Raw genomic sequence first — 17005 nt, forward strand, 5'->3', positions numbered from 1 at the left:
ACAGGAGTTCTCGGTTGAAGAAGCTGGGGTCCATGCGAAACCGAAAGCCGCGTCAAGGGCAGAGCGACCGCTCGAGGCGGCGGCTGCGCCGCCGCTTGTCGGGCGGGCTGTTGCTGCTGATCGCGCTGACCATCGCCGGCGGCCTGGCCGCCGTGCTGACGCCGCGCCCGCAGGTGGCCGTCGCCGACGAGTCGTCCTCGGCGCTGCTGCGGACCGGCAAGCAGCTGTTCGACACGTCGTGCGTGTCCTGTCACGGCGCCAACCTGCAGGGTGTGCCTGACCGCGGGCCCAGCCTGATCGGCGTCGGCGAGGAGGCCGTCTACTTCCAGGTCTCCACCGGCCGGATGCCCGCGATGACCGGCGAGGCGCAGGCGCCGCGCAAGGAGCCGATCTTCGATGAGGCGCAGGTCGACGCGCTTGGCGCTTACGTGCAGGCCAACGGCGGCGGTCCGACGACGGTGCGCAACCCGGACGGCAGCCTGGCGATGAAGTCGCTGCGCGGTGACGATCTGGGCCGCGGCGGCGACCTGTTCCGGCTGAACTGCTCCTCCTGCCACAACTTCACCGGCAAGGGCGGGGCGCTGTCGTCGGGCAAGTACGCGCCGGCCCTCGAGGCGCCCAACGAGCAGCAGATTCTGGCGGCCATGCGGACCGGCCCGCAGAACATGCCGAAGTTCTCCGACCGTCAGCTGTCCTTTGAAGCCAAGAAGGACATCATCGGCTACATCAAGTCGGTCACCGAAGAGCGCCAGCCCGGCGGCTACGGCCTCGGTGGATTCGGGCCCGCGCCCGAGGGCATGGCCGCGTGGATCATCGGGATGGTCGCCGCCATCGCGTTGGCACTGTGGATTGGGGCACGAGCATCATGAGCGAAGAGGACGTTCGCGGCTCCGACACCGGCGGGACCGCCCAGGGTGTCGGCGAGCGGGAACCCGACGACGCGGCGCTGGCCGCGATGTCGCAGCAGGAGCTGGTGGCGCTCGGCGGCAAGCTGGACGGCGTCGAGACGATCGTCAAGGAGCCCCGCTGGCCGGTCGAGGGCACCAAAGCCGAGAAACGCGCCGAGCGCGGAGTCGCCCTGTGGCTCTTGCTCGGCGGTGGTTTCGGGCTGGCGCTGCTGCTGGTCTTCCTGTTCTGGCCGTGGGAGTACAAGCCGAAGGATGCCCCCGGCAGCCTGCTGTACGACCTGGCCACCCCGCTATACGGGCTGACCTTCGGGATGTCGATCCTGTCGATCGCCATCGGCACCATCCTGTACCAGAAACGGTTTATCCCGGAAGAGATCTCGATCCAGGAGCGGCATGACGGGGCCTCCCGGGACGTCGACCGCAAGACGGTCGTGGCGAACCTGACCGACGCCCTCGACGGCTCAACCGTCCGGCGGCGCAAGGTGATCGGGCTTTCACTGGGACTGGGCCTGGGCGCGTTCGGCCTGTCGACGCTGGTGGCGTTTGCCGGCGGTCTGATCAAGAACCCGTGGAAACCGGTGGTGCCCACCGCCAATGGGAAGAAGGCCGTGCTGTGGACGTCCGGTTGGACACCGCGGTATGCGGGCGAGACCATCTTCCTTGCGCGGGCAACCGGCTCCGCCGGCGCGTCACCGTTCGTCAAGATGCGCCCCGAAGACCTCGACGCCGGCGGCATGGAGACCGTCTTCCCGTGGCGCGAATCCGACGGCGACGGCACCACGCCGGAATCACAGGAAAAGCTCCGCGCCATCAACCAGGGCGTGCGCAACCCCGTGATGCTCATCCGGGTCCGGCCGTCGGACATGCCCCGGGTGGTCAAGCGCCAGGGCCAGGAGAGCTTCAACTATGGCGAGTTGTTCGCCTACACCAAGGTCTGCTCGCATCTGGGTTGCCCCGCATCGCTTTTCGAGGAGCAGTCCTACCGAATCCTGTGCCCATGTCACCAGTCGCAGTTCGACGCCCTGCACTTCGCCAAGCCGATCTTCGGTCCGGCCGCCCGCGCGCTGGCGCAACTGCCCATCACGATCGACACCAACGGGTATCTAGTCGCCAACGGTGACTTCGTCGAGCCCGTCGGACCGGCATTCTGGGAGAGGACGACAACATGAGTCCGAAACTGAGTCCCCCGAAACCGCCCAAGATCGGCGACGTCTTGGCCCGTCAGGGTGAAGACATCGACACGCGCTATCACCCCTCGGCGGCGGTACGCCGGCAGCTCAACAAGGTCTTCCCGACGCACTGGTCGTTCCTGCTGGGCGAGATCGCGATGTACAGCTTCATCGTGCTGTTGCTCACCGGCGTGTACCTGACGCTGTTCTTCGACCCGTCCATGGCCGAGATCACCTACAACGGCGCCTACCAGCCGCTGCGTGGCGTCGACATGTCCAAGGCCTTCGCGTCGACTCTTGACATCTCGTTCGAGGTGCGCGGCGGCCTGTTCGTCCGGCAGGTACACCACTGGGCCGCACTGATTTTCGCGGCGTCGATCATGGTGCACCTGGCACGAATCTTCTTCACCGGCGCGTTCCGCCGGCCCCGCGAGGCCAACTGGGTCATCGGTTCGCTGCTGCTGATCCTGGCGATGTTCGAGGGGTATTTCGGCTACTCGCTGCCCGACGACCTGCTGTCGGGTATCGGGCTGCGCGCCGCGCTCTCCTCGATCACGTTGGGGATGCCGGTGATCGGCACCTGGCTGCACTGGGCCCTGTTCGGTGGCGACTTCCCCTGCGGCGGTGTGGGTAACGAGTGCGCGACCGCGGGCTACATCATCCCCCGCATGTACGCCCTGCACATCCTGCTGATTCCGGGGATCATCCTGGCGCTGATCGGGCTGCACCTGGCGATGGTCTGGTTCCAGAAGCACACCCAGTTCCCCGGCCCGGGCCGCACCGAGCAGAACGTCGTCGGTGTGCGCGTCATGCCGATCTTCGCGGTCAAGTCCGGCGCGTTCTTCGCCGCGATCGTCGGCGTGCTCGGCCTGATGGGTGGGCTGCTGCAGATCAACCCGATCTGGAATTTGGGACCCTACAAGCCATCTCACGTCTCGGCCGGCTCGCAGCCCGACTTCTACATGATGTGGACCGAGGGCCTGGCGCGTATCTGGCCGCCGTGGGAGTTCTACTTCTGGCACCACACCGTTCCCGCCGCCGTGTGGGTGGCCCTCCTGATGGGATTGATCTTCGTCCTGCTGATCATCTATCCCTTCTTGGAGAAGCGATTCAGCGGCGACCGCGCCCACCACAACCTGTTGCAACGGCCACGTGACGCCCCGGTACGCACGGCCATCGGTGCCATGGCGATCTCGTTCTACATGTTGCTGACGCTGGCGGCGATGAACGACATCATCGCCTTGAAGTTCCAGATCTCGCTGAACGCGACGACCTGGATCGGCCGCATCGGGATGGTCGTCCTGCCCCCGGTGGTCTACTTCATCGCCTACCGGTGGTGCGTTGCGCTGCAGCGCAGCGACCGGGAGGTGCTCGCACACGGCATCGAGACGGGCATCATCAAGCGGTTGCCGCACGGCGCATACATCGAGCTGCATCAGCCGCTCGGACCGGTCGACGACCACGGCCACCCGCTCCCGCTCGAGTACCAGGGTTCGGCGCTGCCCAAGCGGATGAACAAGCTGGGCTCGGCCGGTTCACCGGGTAGCGGCAGCTTCTTGTTCGCCGACCCCGCGGCGGAGGATGCGGCGCTGCGCGAGGCGGCACACAGCTCCGAGCAACGTGCGCTCACCGCCCTGCGCGAGCACCAGGAAAGCACCGTCGGTTCGAACGGCAAGAACGGTTCAAACGGCAAGAACGGCGAGCACCACTAGCTTCGTGCTGGTTCGGTGCAGGCCGTGGCGCACTGCTGCTGGGCGGCCCGCAGGATGGAGCCGGCGGCCAGGAACGCCGGCTTCGTCTGGTCGTGCGCTTCGACGGGTAGGCCGGCCGCGCAACGCAGCACCATGAGGGCGAGTGCGCTGTAGGTCGCGTAGGGAATGACGAGCAGGTTGACGCGTGCGTCGCCCCCGACGAGGGTCATCACGTGCTGGCGCTTTCGTTCCCATCCCGACCAGTTCAAGTCGGGTGGTCGCTGCAGTGGTGGCCAGTTGACGTTGATGGCGTTGATGCCACCCAGCAACGGGGTCAGGAGGGCGACCAGCTCGGGCAATTCGTTGGTGATGCGGTCCGCGCGCGGCCACCACGCGCCGTCGATGGGGCGTCCGAGTTCACGACAAACCGACAGCCGGACGGGGTTGGCCCGGCGTCGGCGTTCGATCAATCCGGTCATCCACGGACCTGGCCGGCACGGCCAGGAAGTTCTGCGGCATCCACGGGCGGTTCCCTTCACGTCGGCGTCGTTCGCCCCGACGAGCGCGGGACGGACGGAGGAATCGCATTGCCCGTAGGTGGCGCCGCACCGATCGCGGCGCACCACCGTTGACAACGAAACGGCTCGCAGTTGACGCTACGCCCCCAGTGACCCTCGGGAGCGGCCAGGGGTGCCGGACGGCCGTCAGGATGCCGCAGGAACGCGATGTGGCCGGGTGCATCCGCGGCCGGGCGGACGGGCCGGTGCCGTCCGTGCACTAAAGTGGCGAGGGCCTGACCGTGGCGCTGTCCGGGTGAGCGGGGGGCTTAAACGATGAGGATGGGCGCAATGGCGATACAGGACTGGGGCGACGCCCCAGAGATCCATCCTTCGAAGATCAGGGTCGGTGACATCATCGGCACGCTGAGTCCCACGAAGCTGCGTTACACCGTCAAGATGATCAGCGGGCCGCAGACGACGCCCCGGCGCTGGACGTTCTTCGGCCGCGACGACAACGGCACGCAGCACACGAGCACTTTCGGCGAGGACGAACTGGTTCGCAGGTACGCCAAGGCGTCTTAGGGCCTACTGCGCGGCGACGGCGCGGCGCAGCTGACGAACGTGCAGCCACTCGATCGCCGGCATCCCCGCGGTGACGACGCCGGCGACCACGTATGCGACCCAGGAGGGGCCGTCGTGGCCCACGGCCATCAAATAGGTTGCCGTGGCCACCGCGACCAGGGCCGCGCCGATCGCGGCGACCAATAGCACTGTGCCGCGCAACCACACCCGATCGACCGCCTCACCCGACCATTCGGAGTCGGCAGCCTGAACCGGCGCCTGCACCCGGGGCTGCCTCGCCCGTTCGGCCGCGGTGCGCGGCGCCTGGGACATCAGTCGCACCGGGGGCCGGTTGGGCGCGGTCATTCCCCGGGCGGCAGGCTCGGTCTGGGCCATGCGGCGGGCCCGCAACAGCATCGGGATCGCCCCGGCGATGATCAGGGCGGACACGATGATCACGGCGTACAACACCCAGGAGGTGCTGTGCGTGCCGCTGGCCGCTTTGTGAAAGCCCCGCCCGAGGTCCGCCAGCGCGACGGCCGCGGCCACGCTCACGCCGAGCAATACCAGCCAGATGGCGGCGCACGCCCCGATCAGTATGCGGTCGATGACGTCGGGCGAGATGGTGTCGTCCCCCACCCCGCGGCGGTACGCCGAATACCTGCTGACCATCAGCAGCTCGTCTGCGGTGAGTCGTTGGTGTTCGACGAAAGGACCGTTCCGTCGCTTGTCGTGATCGAGCAGTTCAGCCGGCTGACGCGGAAGAGGCTGGACGCCTCGACGGAGCCCACGTCGGACTGCGAGATCGGCGTGACGGTCATCGACCACGGGATGTACACGTTGTGCTGGGTGCGCCGCCGGCCGGACGCATCGACGTAGGTCACGGAGATGATGTCGCCGGGCGCCTTGGTGCCGGTCACCGAATAGGTCACCTGTCGCGGCCCGGCCGGGGTCGTCGGCGGCGGGGGTGGCGCCGCCGCCGTGGAGGTGGCCGGAGGCGGCGCCGGAGCGGGCGCCGGCGGTGGCGGTGGCGGTGCAGGTGTGACCGTCACGGTCTGTGTCTCCGTTGGTGGCGGGGGCGGCGGTTCGGTCGTGGGCGGCGGTGGCGGCGGTGGTGGGGGCGGCGGTTTGGTGGTCGTTATCTCGTCTTGCATCGGCGGCGTCGACGGGACGGTGGTGGTATTGGGGTTGGCCAGCTTGGTGGTGTCGGTGCGCGCGAACAGCAGCGACACCGACACCACGAGCGCGATGGCGGCCACGATGGCGGCGACCCCGACCACCCATGGCCAGCGCGGAGCGCCGTGTTCGTCCTCGGCGTCGGCCGACTCGTCGAAGGTGTCGTAGTCGTAGAGCCGCAGGTCGGCCGGCAGGTACGGGCCGCTCATGAAATGCTCGGACTCCGGCGCCGAATAGGCCCGCGAATAGGCGTCGGTCTGGCCCGTCTGGTCGGCCGCGGGCTCGGCGCCGTCGTCGAAGGGTTGGATCTCTTCGACGTGCCCGGGTTCGGCCCCGGGTTCGGGGACGTCCGCGGGCTCGATGTCGGAATCCGGTTGGTGGGGAGCCTCGTTCACGGAATCGGGTTCCTCAGGATCCCATTCCGGTGGTTTCGGCCCACTCATCTTTGCCTGCCCTGTCCGACTGCCTCACCAGCGCGCGGGGCCCCGGGGCCATATCGTTGCGCGCGCGCTTGAGAAATTGTCATTTGCCTGGGCAAAACACTACCGAACCGAGAGGGGCAAAGAAGTCTTGGCGAACCGGCCACAGATCACGTGATCGGATTGTGACCTTAACGGCTGCGGATCAGTGCTTCTCGGGCCCGATGTAGTACTCGAAGACCAGTCCCCCGACCGACGCAAGGACGAACATAACCCCCGCGGCGATCAGCCACGGCAGCCACAGCGCAATACCCACCGCGCTCACCGACGCCGACAGCGCGATCAGGATCGGCCACCAGCTGTGCGGGCTGAAGAAGCCCAATTCACCTGCTCCGTCGCTGATCTCGGCGCCCTCGTAGTCTTCGGGCCGAGTATCGATGCGGCGCGCCACGAACCGGAAGAAGGTGGCCACGATCAACGCCAGTCCGCCCGTCAGCGCCAGCGCGGTCGTCCCGGCCCACTCCTCACCGCCGGTGGCGAAAAGCGCGGTCAGCACGGCATAAAGCACCGCAACCACAAGGAAGAACCCGGCGATGAATTCGAAAAGCCTGGCTTCGATATGCATTTGGTGTCCTAACCTACTGGCTTCCGGCCAACTGACCGCGCTTGGTGTCGAACGGGTGAGTGGTCACCGCGAGCGGCGTCTGGCCGATCGCCTGCAATGCCTGGGCGTTGCTCTTGCCGTCGATCCGCTGCTGCAGGTAAGCCTTGAAGTCGTTGGGCGGCACCACCCGAACCTCGAAGTTCATCATCGAGTGATACGTGCCACAGAACTCCGCGCAGTGCCCGACGAACGCCCCGGGCTTGCTGATGTCGTCGACCTGGAAGACGTTCACCGAGTTGTTCGCCTCGGCATTGGGGATCACGTCGCGCTTGAACAGGAACTCGGGCACCCAGAACGTGTGGACGACGTCCGCGGACGCCAACCGGAACTGGATGCGCTTGCCGGTGGGCAGCACCAGCACCGGGATTTCGTCGCTGGTGCCCAGGATTTCGACCTTGTCGAAGTTCAGGTAGGTGCGGTCCGCGGTGTTGAGCCCGCGGACCGGCCCGACGAGCTCCTCGCCGTGGGCGTCCTTGCCCTCGGGCCGGGAGACCATGGCTTTCTTGCGCGCCTGGTCGACACCGTCGTAGGTCAGCGTGCCGTCCTTGAAGTCAACGCGCTGGTAGCCGAACTTCCAGTTCCACTGGAAGGCGGTGACGTCGACCACCACCTCGGGGTCCTTGTCGACGTGCAGCATCTTCTCCTGCACCACCACGGTGAAGTAGAACAACACCGAGATGATCAGGAACGGCGTCACGGTGAGCACCAGCTCCAGCGGCATGTTGTAGCCGAACTGGCGCGGCAGCTCGGTGTCGGTGGCCTTCTTGCGGTGGAAGGCCGACGCCCAGAAGATCAGACCCCACACGATGACCCCGACCACCAGCGAGGCGATCGTCGCTCCGACCCACAGCTCGCGGTTGAGCTGGGCCTGCGGGGTGATGCCCTTGGGCCAGCCGAGACCCAGTACGTCCGACCAGCCGCATCCGCTCAGGGTGAGCGCCAACACGCCGAACGTCGCGGCCAGCGCCAGCGGCCGCAGACGACGGGACAGACCCTGCCGAAACCTGCCCTGCGACATACGTTGCGAACGGACCTGCTCGCGAGGTGTCACGTTGGCGCCTCCTGCTCGGATATCGAATACTACGCAGCGTAGACCACGCCGCCGACCCGAGCGACGAAACCCCGGCCCGCTGGGCCGCCCGGCCATTTGCGCGCGTGCCGGGTGGGACCGCAACGGCGTGCCCAACGTGCGGCATACTGGGGCGCCGTGTGTGGTCTGCTGGCGTTCGTCGCTGCCCCGGACAGTGCCGACCCCGCCCGGGCCGACGATGCCATCGCCCGCGCGTCGCACTTGATGCGCCACCGCGGCCCCGACGAGCCCGGCACGTGGACCGACCCGGGTGCCGACGGATCGGTTGTGTTCGGTTTCAACCGGCTGTCGATCATCGACATCGCGCACTCGCATCAGCCGCTGCGGTGGGGGCCGCCGGAGGCTCCCGACCGCTACGTGCTGGTCTTCAACGGGGAGATCTACAACTACCTCGAGCTGCGCGACGAGCTGGCCACCGCGCACGGCGCGGTGTTCGCCACCGACGGCGACGGCGAGGCCATCGTCGCCGGCTACCACTACTGGGGCGCCGACGTGCTCACCCGGCTGCGCGGCATGTTCGCCTTCGCCCTGTGGGACACCGCCACCCTCGAATTGTTCTGCGCCCGCGACCCTTTCGGAATCAAGCCGCTCTTCCTGGCGACCGGCGCCGGCGGCACGGCGGTGGCCAGCGAAAAGAAGTGCCTGCTGGACCTGGCGGAGCTGGGCGGATTCGACACCGGGATCGATGACCGCGCCGTGCAGCACTACACCGTGCTGCAGTACGTGCCCGAGCCCGAGACGCTGCACCGCGGGGTGCGCCGGCTCGAATCGGGCTGCTACGCGCGGATCCGGCCCGGGCGGCAGCCGGAGGTCACCCGCTATTTCGTGCCACGCTTCGCCGCCACACCCATCACCCGCGACACCGAACAGGCCCGCTACGACGAGATCACCGCGGTGCTCGAGGACTCGGTGGCCAAGCACATGCGCGCCGACGTCACCGTCGGGGCGTTTCTGTCCGGGGGCATCGACTCGACCGCGATCGCCGCGCTGGCCATCCGGCACAACCCCAAGCTGATCACGTTCACCACCGGTTTCGAGCGCGAGGGGTTCTCCGAGATCGACGTCGCGGTCGCCTCGGCCGAGGCGATCGGCGCCCGCCACATCGCCAAGGTGGTCCACCCGGACGAGTTCGTCGCCGCCCTGCCCGAAATCGTGTGGTACCTGGACGAACCGGTGGCCGATCCCGCGCTGGTGCCGCTGTTCTTCGTTGCCCGGGAGGCCCGCAAGCACGTCAAGGTGGTGCTGTCCGGGGAAGGCGCCGACGAGCTCTTCGGCGGCTACACGATCTATCGGGAGCCGTTGTCGCTCAAGCCCTTCGACTACCTGCCGCGGCCGCTGCGGCGGTCGATGGGCAAGGTGTCCAAGCCGCTGCCGGAGGGCATGCGGGGCAAGAGCCTGCTGCACCGCGGCTCGCTGACGCTCGAGGAGCGCTACTACGGCAACGCCCGCAGCTTCTCCGACGCGCAACTGCGCGACGTGCTGCCGGGCTTCCGCGAGGATTGGACCCACACCGACGTCACCGCCTCGGTGTACGCCCAGTCGGCGGGCTGGGACCCGGTGGCCCGCATGCAGCACATCGACCTGTTCACCTGGCTGCGCGGCGACATCCTGGTCAAGGCGGACAAGATGACGATGGCCAACTCGCTGGAGCTGCGGGTGCCGTTCCTGGATCCCGAGGTGTTCGCCGTCGCCTCGCGGCTGCCCGTCGAGGCCAAGATCACCCGCACCACCACCAAGTACGCGCTGCGGCGGGCCCTCGAGCCGATCGTGCCGGCGCACGTGCTGCACCGGCCCAAGCTCGGGTTTCCCGTGCCCATCCGGCATTGGTTGCGGGCGGGCGAATTGCTGGACTGGGCCTACGGGCTGGTGGCGGCCTCACAGGCCGGTCACCTCGTCGACCTGGCCGCCGTCCGGCGGATGCTCGACGAGCATCGCAACGGCGCCGGCGATCACAGCCGCCGGCTGTGGACGCTGCTGATCTTCATGCTCTGGCACGCGATCTTCGTCGAGCACACCGTGGTGCCGCAGATCAGCGAGCCGCACTACCCCGTCCAGCTGTAGGCCGGGTCGCGAGCTTCGAGTGTGAACCCTGGGCGGAGATTCCCGGCGTGTCGCCGCCCTCAGCTCACGCTCGACGCCGTCAGGCCAGCACCGCGGCGATCTCGTTGGCCGCGTCGTCGCCGTAGGCGCCGGCCAACCGGCTCACCGCGGTCTCGCGGTCCCACTCCCAGTTCTGGGTCCCGGTCGATTCCAGCACCAGCACGGCCACCAGCGAGCCCAGCTGCGCGGAGCGCTCCAGGTTCAGGCCGGCGCTGCGCCCGGTGAGGAAACCGGCCCGGAACGCGTCGCCGACGCCGGTGGGGTCGGTCTGGCTGGTCTCGGGCACGACGCCCACGTGGGTCGTCGTGCCGTCGGGCTCGACGATGTCCACGCCCTTGGGGCCCAGCGTGGTCACCCGCAGGCCGACCTTGCCCTGCACGTCGGACTCCGACCAGCCGGTCTTGTTGAGCAGCAGCTCCCACTCGTAGTCGTTTGTGAACAAATAGGCGGCGCCGTCGACGAGCTTGTCGATCTCCTCGCCGGACAGGCGGGGCAGCTGTTGGGACGGGTCTGCGGCGAAGGGCAGGCCCAGCTTGCGGCACTCCTCGGTGTGCACCACCATCGCGTCCGGGTCGTTGGCCCCGACGATCACCAGCTCCGGCTCGCCGATGGACGACACCACGTCGGCGAGCTTGATGTTGCGGGCCTCGGACATGGCGCCGGGGTAGAACGACGCGATCTGGGCCATGTCGACGTCGGTGGTGCAGGTGAATCGCGCCGTGTGCGCCGTCTTCGAGATCAGCACGTTGTCGCAGTTGACACCGTGCGACTGCAGCCACTGCCGGTAGTCGTCGAAGTCGTCGCCGGCCGCACCCACCAGCGCGACGTCGCCGCCGAGCACGCCGATCGCGAAGGCGATGTTGCCCGCCACGCCGCCGCGGTGGATCACCAGGTCGTCGACCAGAAAACTGAGCGATACCTTCTGCAAGTGCTCAGCCAGCAGGTGCTCGGAAAACTTGCCCGGGAACCGCATCAGATTGTCGGTCGCAATCGAACCTGTCACCGCGATCGTCACGAATGTCTCCGCCCTTCGTTAGTAAGGTTATCTAGCTTACGCACGCCATCGGACCGTCGCTGTGTCCACGGTCGGCGCGAAGCGGTGCGCTAGCCTCCCTAGGGAACTCGCTCAAGTCGCCGGGACACGATGCTCGGCCGGGGAATCCCGCACGTACTCCCGTCTACCACCGTAGGAGAACCAGGATGGCAGGTCCGCACTCGCCGAACCACACCGTCGGCGGCAGCGGACCCAGCGGACCTGAGCCCCCGGCCGGATCTCAGCCGCTCGAATTCCCCGACGACCCGCGCGCCGGCGGTCCGGCTCCGGCCAATTATGCCGGGCAGCCGCCCCCGCCGATGCCCTACCCGTCGCCGCCCCGATCCAAGCGGCGGCTGGTCGTCGGCGTCCTGTTGGCCTTCGCGCTGGTGGCCGCGCTGACCGTGGCGATCGTCTACGGCGTCCGCACCAACGGGGCCAACACCGGGGCCACGTTCTCGGAGGGCGCCGCCAAGACCGCCATCCAGGGGTACCTGGACGCGCTCGACCACCGCGACACCGAAGAGATCGAACGCAACGCGCTGTGCGGCATGTACGACGGCGTCCGCGACAAGCGGTCGGACCAGGCGCTGGCCAAGCTGAGCAGCGATGCGTTCCGTAAGCAGTTCTCCGAGGTCGAGGTGACCTCGATCGACAAGATCGTCTACCTGTCGCAGTACCAGGCCCAGGCCCTGTTCAGCATGAAGGCGTCACCCGCGGCCGGGGGCCCGATGCGCGGTGAACTGCAGGGCATTGCCCAGCTGCTGTTCCAGCGGGGCCAGATTATGGTCTGCTCGTACGTGCTGCGCACCGGGGGCTCGTACTGAGCCCGGGGCTACCCGGTCAGTTGAACGAGTCGCCGCAGGCGCACGAGCCGGTGGCGTTGGGGTTGTCGATCGTGAAGCCCTGCTTCTCGATGGTGTCGACGAAATCGATGGACGCGCCTTCCACGTAGGGCGCGCTCATCCGGTCCACCGTCAGCGTCACACCGCCGAAGTCCGCGGTCAGGTCGCCGTCCAGCGTCCGGTCGTCGAAGAAAAGGTTGTAGCGCAGGCCCGCGCACCCGCCCGGCTGGACCGCGATACGCAGCGCCAGGTCATCCCGGCCCTCCTGGTCGAGCAGGGACTTTGCCTTGGTGGCGGCGGCCTCGGTCAGGATCACGCCGTGCGTCTTGGCGGTCGACTCGTTTTGCACCGTCATTGCTTCTCCTACATGCCTCATCGTTGGGTGGGTCCGTTCAGGTTCGAGCCCGCTGGCCTCGCGTTAAGCGGCCAGATCCGCCCGGAAAAAGCCCACTGCATCAACGGTACCTTGCGGGACCGCTATTCCCGAGCCGCGCGGCCACCACGGATGCCAGACCCATCAGCTGATTGGCCGCGTCGGCCTGCGCCAGCCGCGCCGATCCGGCGTGCTCGGCGATGGACAGGGCGGACATGATGCCCGCCGAGCGGACGGTGGCGTTGTCCAGGTCGACCTGGCCGGCCAGCACGATCACCGGCACCCCTCGCGGCCGGGCGGCGTCCGCGAGGTAGCCCACCACCTTGCCGTGCAGCGACTGCTCGTCGAAGCGACCTTCACCGGTAACGATGAGCTCCGCCATGTCCAGATCGTCGGCCAGGCGGGTGTGATGGGCGATGATCGCCGCGCCCGACTCGCACCGCCCGCCGAGCGCCAGCAGCCCGGCGCCGATACCTCCGGCGGCGGCCGCCCCCGGTTCGGCGCTGACGTCGCGTCCGGCCACGGCTTCCAGGATCAGCGCCCACGCCTGCAGGCGGACTTCCAGGGCCGCGACGGTGACCGTGTCCGCGCCCTTCTGCGGCCCGAACACCCTGGCCGCTCCCCACGGCCCGAGCAGGGGATATTCGGTGTCGGAGGCGGCGATGAGCTCCACATTGCCCAGCTGGCGGCGGGCGGAGTCCAGGCCGCCGAGCTCGGCGATCATCCCCTGCCCGCCGTCGGTGCACGCGCTGCCGCCGAGGCCCACGACGATCCGCGTCGCCCCGGCCCGCATCGCCTCGGCGATCAGCTGCCCCACTCCCCTGCTGTGGGCCGCCATCGCGGTCTCGGGGGTCGGCGGTCCGCCCAGCAGGGCCAGGCCGCACGCCTGCGCGCACTCCAGGTAAGCGGTCGTCGTGGTGGGGTCGAACACCCATTTGGCCTCGACCATGGTCGACAATGGCCCGGACACCCGCAGGCGCCGCGTCTTGCCCAGCCGGCTGGCGAGCACCTCGACGAAGCCGGGGCCGCCGTCGGACTGCGGGGCGACGATGAACCGGTCGCCGGGGCGGCACCGGGTCCACCCGGTCGCGATGGCCGCGGCCGCCTCCACGGCCGTCATGCTGTCGCCGTAGCAATCCGGAGCCACCAGGACGAGCATGGCGGGCAGTTGCAGACGGCCGGGAGCGAGGCCAGAGGCAGCATCGTCCGAGGCCATCGACCCGTCGTCCATCACAGGCAGCCGTCCATCACTGGTAAGAGTAGGGCCAAGTGAGGGGCTGACGCAGGTCTAATAGCAAGGCATTCCAAGCCAATTCCGGGACGAGCCATTCGCGAAGTAACCTGGCCTCTGTGAAGTTGATGGGCCGTAAGAAAGGCCAGGACGAGGAGCTCGACGAGGGCGCGGCCGCAGCGGATGCCGCCGGCGCCCCCGAGACAACCGCCAGCGGGTCGCGTGGGACCAGCCCCAAGGGCCGGCCGACGCCCAAGCGCAGTCAAGCGCGGCGCAAGGGGCCGGTGGCGCCCGCGCCGATGACCGCGTCGGAGGCGCGCGCCCGGCGCAAAACGCTGGCCGGCCCCAAGCTCAGCCGCGAGGAGCGCAAGGCCGACCGGACCGCCAGCCGCGCCCGGATGACGGATCGCCGGCAGCGCATGATGGCCGGCGAAGAGGCTTACCTGTTGCCGCGTGACCAGGGCCCGATACGGCGCTACGCGCGCGACGTGGTGGACTCCCGGCGCAACCTGCTCGGCCTGTTCATGCCGGCGACGCTGTTTCTGATGTTCGTCATGTTCACCACCCCGCAGCTGCAGCTCTGGGTTTCCCCGGCGATGCTGGTGCTGATGGCCGTGATGGGTGTCGACGGGGTCCTGTTGGGCCGCAGGGTGAGCAAGCTGGTGGACGCCAAGTTCCCCGACAACACCGAAAGCCGCTGGAAGCTGGGCCTGTACGCCGCAGGCCGGGCCTCGCAGATGCGACGGATGCGCACACCGCGGCCTCAGGTCAAGCGCGGCAGCGATGTCGGTTAGACGCGGGAAAGCCGCCTGAGCACGGTGCGCACTCTGGTGCTCGGCGGTATCCGGTCGGGCAAATCCCGGTGGGCGGAAGGCGCCATCGCCCAGGCGGTGCCGGCCGGCCGGCCGGTCTGCTACCTGGCCCCCGGCCCCACCGGTACGGGCGACGCGGACTGGGCGCACCGGGTCGCCGAGCACCGTAACCGTCGGCCGGCGCATTGGTCGACGGTCGAATCCGACGACGTCGCAACGCAATTGCGGAATTCGCCGGACACTCCGACGCTCGTCGACGATCTGGGCAGCTGGCTGACCGGCACGCTGGATCGCCACGACGGATGGGACGGCGGATCGGTGGCGGCTCCAGTCGAGGAGATGCTCGCCGCGGTCAGCGACTTCGGTTCCACGCTGGTACTGGTCAGCCCGGAGGTGGGGTTGGCCGTCGTCCCGGCCACCGCGTCCGGGCGCCGGTTCGCCGACGAACTGGGCAGCCTCAACCAGCGGGTCGCCGAGCTGTGCGACCGGGTGGTGCTGGTGGTGGCCGGACAAGCGGTGCCGATCAAGCCGCCGGAGACCTGATGGAATTCGCCCCGGTATCGCCGCCCGATGCGGGCGTCGCCGCGGCCGCCCGCGCCCGCCAGGACACCCTGACCAAACCGCGGGGCGCCCTGGGCCGCCTCGAGGACCTTTCGGTGTGGGTCGCGTCGTGCCAAGGGCATTGCCCGCCAAGTCAATTCGAGCGCGCCCGGGTGGTGGTGTTCGCCGGCGACCACGGCGTCGCCCGCTCCGGGGTGTCGGCCTATCCGCCGGAGGTGACCGCTCAGATGGTCGCCAACTTCGATGCCGGCGGGGCGGCGATCAATGTGCTGGCCGACATCGCCGGCGCGACGGTCCGGGTCGCCGACCTGGCGGTGGCGGGCGACGCGCTGACCGACCGGATCGGCGCCCACAAGGTGCGGCGCGGCAGCGGCGACATCGCCGTCGAGGACGCGCTGACCGACGACGAGACCGCCGCCGCGATCGCCGCGGGCCGGGCCATCGCCGACGAGGAGGTCGACGCCGGCGCCGACCTGCTGATCGCCGGGGACATGGGGATCGGGAACACTACCCCGGCCGCGGTGTTGGTCGCGGCGCTGACCAACGCCGAACCGGTTGCGGTGGTGGGCTTCGGCACCGGGATCGACGATGCCGGATGGGCGCGCAAGACGGCCGCGGTGCGCGATGCCCTGTTCCGGGCGCGCCGCGTGCTGCCCGACCCGGTGGCGTTGCTGCGCTGCGGCGGCGGCGCGGATTTGGCCGCGATGGCGGGCTTTTGCGCGCAGGCCGCGGTGCGACGCACCCCGCTGCTGCTGGACGGGATGGCGGTGACGGCCGCCGCGCTGGTCGCCGAGCGGCTGGCTCCGGGCGCCCGGCTGTGGTGGCAGGCCGGTCATCGGTCCACCGAAGCCGGTCATGCCCTGGCGCTTACCGAGCTGGGCCTGGAGCCGATTCTGGATCTGCGGATGCGGCTGGGTGAGGGAAGCGGCGCGGCGCTGGCGCTGCCGGTGCTGCGCGCCGCGGTGGCCACGCTGTCCTCGATGGCCACGTTCACGCAGGCCGGTGTGTCCAACCAGGCTCCTCCCCCGCTGTGATGCGCTCGCTGGCAACGGCTTTCGCCTTCGGTACGGTGCTTCCCGTCCCGCGTTCACGGCACGCGCCGATGGGCCGCGGCGCCATGACGGCGCTGCCGGTGGTGGGCGCCGTCCTGGGTGCGCTGGCCGCGGCGGTGACGTGGGGCGGTGTGTGGGCCTTCGGCCCGTCCAGTCCGCTGTCCGGCCTGCTCGCCGTGGCGGCGCTGCTGCTGGCCACCCGCGGCCTGCACCTCGATGGTGTCGCCGACACGGCCGACGGGCTGGGCTGTTACGGGCCACCGCAGCGCGCGCTGGCGGTGATGCGCGACGGGTCGACCGGACCGTTCGGCGTGGCGGTCGTCGTCTTGGTGATCGCGCTGCAAGGGCTGGCCTTCGCGGCGCTGGGGGCCGCGGACAGGCCGGGGATCGTCGGCATCGCCGTGGCGGTCTTCGCGGGCCGGGTCGCCGCGGTGCTGGCGAGCCGGCGGTCGGTGCCGGCGGCCGCGGGCAGCGCGCTGGGCGTGCGGGTCGCCGGCAGTCAGCCGGTGGTCGTGGCGGCGGCCTGGGTCGCGGCGCTGCTCGTCGTTGCCCTGGCGGCGGGACCGCGGCCGTGGCAGGGGCCGGTCGCGGTGCTGGCGGCGCTGTGCTGCGGTGCGGTGTTGGTGCGGCACTGCGTGCGCCGATTCGGGGGCATCACCGGCGACGTGCTGGGTGCCGCCATCGAGCTGACCACCACGGTGAGCGCCGTCGCGCTCGCCGCACTGGTGCGGTTCTAGGGCCGAGCGCCCGGGCGGCCGGGCGCTCGCGTCCCGGGCGCCTATCCGAGCCGCGAGTGTGAAGTTATCTTCACGCTCGCGCC

At 69.2% G+C, this 17005-nt stretch carries 18 protein-coding genes; 10 read left to right on the plus strand and 8 right to left on the minus strand.

Annotated elements, in window-relative coordinates; all coding sequences use genetic code 11:
• Positions 1-14 precede the first annotated feature (14 nt).
• Genes qcrC through qcrB form a run of 3 tightly spaced genes read left to right on the plus strand, consistent with a single transcriptional unit; the run spans position 15 to position 3789 of the window.
• Complete coding sequence (qcrC, locus tag H7J89_RS20865; protein ID WP_372513817.1) at positions 15-869, plus strand: cytochrome bc1 complex diheme cytochrome c subunit; 855 nt, start codon at positions 15-17, stop codon at positions 867-869.
• Complete coding sequence (gene qcrA / locus H7J89_RS20870; protein WP_264046217.1) at positions 866-2077, plus strand: cytochrome bc1 complex Rieske iron-sulfur subunit; 1212 nt, start codon at positions 866-868, stop codon at positions 2075-2077. Before qcrC ends, qcrA begins: the two co-directional genes overlap by 4 nt.
• Entirely contained in the window at positions 2074-3789 is a 1716-nt protein-coding gene (gene qcrB, locus H7J89_RS20875; protein WP_264046219.1) for a cytochrome bc1 complex cytochrome b subunit, read from the plus strand. Before qcrA ends, qcrB begins: the two co-directional genes overlap by 4 nt.
• On the opposite strand, the gene H7J89_RS20880 is transcribed toward qcrB, so the two are convergent.
• A complete protein-coding gene (locus H7J89_RS20880; protein WP_264046221.1) occupies positions 3786-4247 on the minus strand; it encodes a DUF5994 family protein in 462 nt (153 codons plus the stop codon). The two genes, qcrB and H7J89_RS20880, sit on opposite strands and share 4 nt — an antisense overlap.
• Before the next feature lie 369 nt (positions 4248-4616).
• On the opposite strand from H7J89_RS20880, the gene H7J89_RS20885 reads away from it, so the two are divergent.
• A complete protein-coding gene (locus H7J89_RS20885; protein ID WP_067200893.1) occupies positions 4617-4850 on the plus strand; it encodes a hypothetical protein in 234 nt (77 codons plus the stop codon).
• A 3-nt stretch (positions 4851-4853) separates the two neighbouring features.
• Here H7J89_RS20885 and H7J89_RS20890 read toward each other — a convergent pair whose 3' ends face one another.
• The 4 genes from H7J89_RS20890 to ctaC form a co-directional block, all read right to left on the minus strand.
• The gene (locus H7J89_RS20890; protein WP_264046224.1) at positions 4854-5501 is read right to left on the minus strand and encodes a DUF2561 family protein; all 648 of its coding nucleotides are present in this window, start codon (positions 5499-5501) and stop codon (positions 4854-4856) included.
• Positions 5501-6448, minus strand: a complete 948-nt coding sequence (locus H7J89_RS20895; protein ID WP_264046226.1) for an MmpS family transport accessory protein — start codon at positions 6446-6448, stop codon at positions 5501-5503. The genes H7J89_RS20890 and H7J89_RS20895 overlap by 1 nt, the downstream gene beginning before the upstream one ends.
• Before the next feature lie 181 nt (positions 6449-6629).
• On the minus strand, positions 6630-7049 hold the full coding sequence (locus tag H7J89_RS20900; protein ID WP_264046228.1) for a cytochrome c oxidase subunit 4: 420 nt from the start codon (positions 7047-7049) through the stop codon (positions 6630-6632).
• Between the two features lie 13 nt (positions 7050-7062).
• A complete protein-coding gene (gene ctaC / locus H7J89_RS20905) occupies positions 7063-8139 on the minus strand; it encodes an aa3-type cytochrome oxidase subunit II (protein ID WP_264046230.1) in 1077 nt (358 codons plus the stop codon).
• Between the two features lie 156 nt (positions 8140-8295).
• Here ctaC and asnB point away from each other — a divergent pair, with 156 nt between their 5' ends.
• Positions 8296-10239: an asparagine synthase (glutamine-hydrolyzing) gene (gene asnB, locus H7J89_RS20910; RefSeq protein ID WP_264046232.1), complete on the plus strand. Its 1944-nt coding sequence runs from the start codon at positions 8296-8298 to the stop codon at positions 10237-10239.
• Positions 10240-10318: 79 nt separating this feature from the next.
• On the opposite strand, the gene H7J89_RS20915 is transcribed toward asnB, so the two are convergent.
• Positions 10319-11293 (minus strand): carbohydrate kinase family protein, encoded by a 975-nt coding sequence (locus tag H7J89_RS20915; protein ID WP_067745301.1) that lies wholly within the window; start codon positions 11291-11293, stop codon positions 10319-10321.
• Between the two features lie 185 nt (positions 11294-11478).
• Here H7J89_RS20915 and H7J89_RS20920 point away from each other — a divergent pair, with 185 nt between their 5' ends.
• The gene (locus tag H7J89_RS20920; protein WP_264046236.1) at positions 11479-12138 is read left to right on the plus strand and encodes an Rv0361 family membrane protein; all 660 of its coding nucleotides are present in this window, start codon (positions 11479-11481) and stop codon (positions 12136-12138) included.
• 16 nt (positions 12139-12154) lie between these two features.
• On the opposite strand, the gene H7J89_RS20925 is transcribed toward H7J89_RS20920, so the two are convergent.
• Positions 12155-12511 (minus strand): HesB/IscA family protein, encoded by a 357-nt coding sequence (locus H7J89_RS20925; protein ID WP_066951784.1) that lies wholly within the window; start codon positions 12509-12511, stop codon positions 12155-12157.
• A gap of 100 nt (positions 12512-12611) precedes the next feature.
• Positions 12612-13688, minus strand: coding sequence for a glycerate kinase family protein (locus tag H7J89_RS20930; RefSeq protein ID WP_066951824.1), 1077 nt, complete (start codon positions 13686-13688; stop codon positions 12612-12614).
• Between the two features lie 191 nt (positions 13689-13879).
• On the opposite strand from H7J89_RS20930, the gene H7J89_RS20935 reads away from it, so the two are divergent.
• The 4 genes from H7J89_RS20935 to H7J89_RS20950 are packed head-to-tail and all read left to right on the plus strand — an operon-like array spanning position 13880 to position 16922.
• On the plus strand, positions 13880-14554 hold the full coding sequence (locus H7J89_RS20935) for a DUF3043 domain-containing protein (protein WP_264046239.1): 675 nt from the start codon (positions 13880-13882) through the stop codon (positions 14552-14554).
• Positions 14555-14578: 24 nt separating this feature from the next.
• Entirely contained in the window at positions 14579-15115 is a 537-nt protein-coding gene (locus H7J89_RS20940) for a bifunctional adenosylcobinamide kinase/adenosylcobinamide-phosphate guanylyltransferase (RefSeq protein WP_264046241.1), read from the plus strand.
• Complete coding sequence (cobT, locus tag H7J89_RS20945) at positions 15112-16167, plus strand: nicotinate-nucleotide--dimethylbenzimidazole phosphoribosyltransferase (protein WP_264046347.1); 1056 nt, start codon at positions 15112-15114, stop codon at positions 16165-16167. The genes H7J89_RS20940 and cobT overlap by 4 nt, the downstream gene beginning before the upstream one ends.
• Positions 16164-16922 carry an adenosylcobinamide-GDP ribazoletransferase gene (locus tag H7J89_RS20950; protein ID WP_264046243.1) on the plus strand — a complete coding sequence of 253 codons (759 nt, stop codon included), beginning with the start codon at positions 16164-16166 and terminating at the stop codon, positions 16920-16922. Before cobT ends, H7J89_RS20950 begins: the two co-directional genes overlap by 4 nt.
• The last annotated feature ends 83 nt before the right edge of the window (positions 16923-17005 follow it).

The organism is Mycobacterium paraffinicum (assembly GCF_025822865.1).
GTDB lineage: Bacteria > Actinomycetota > Actinomycetes > Mycobacteriales > Mycobacteriaceae > Mycobacterium > Mycobacterium paraffinicum.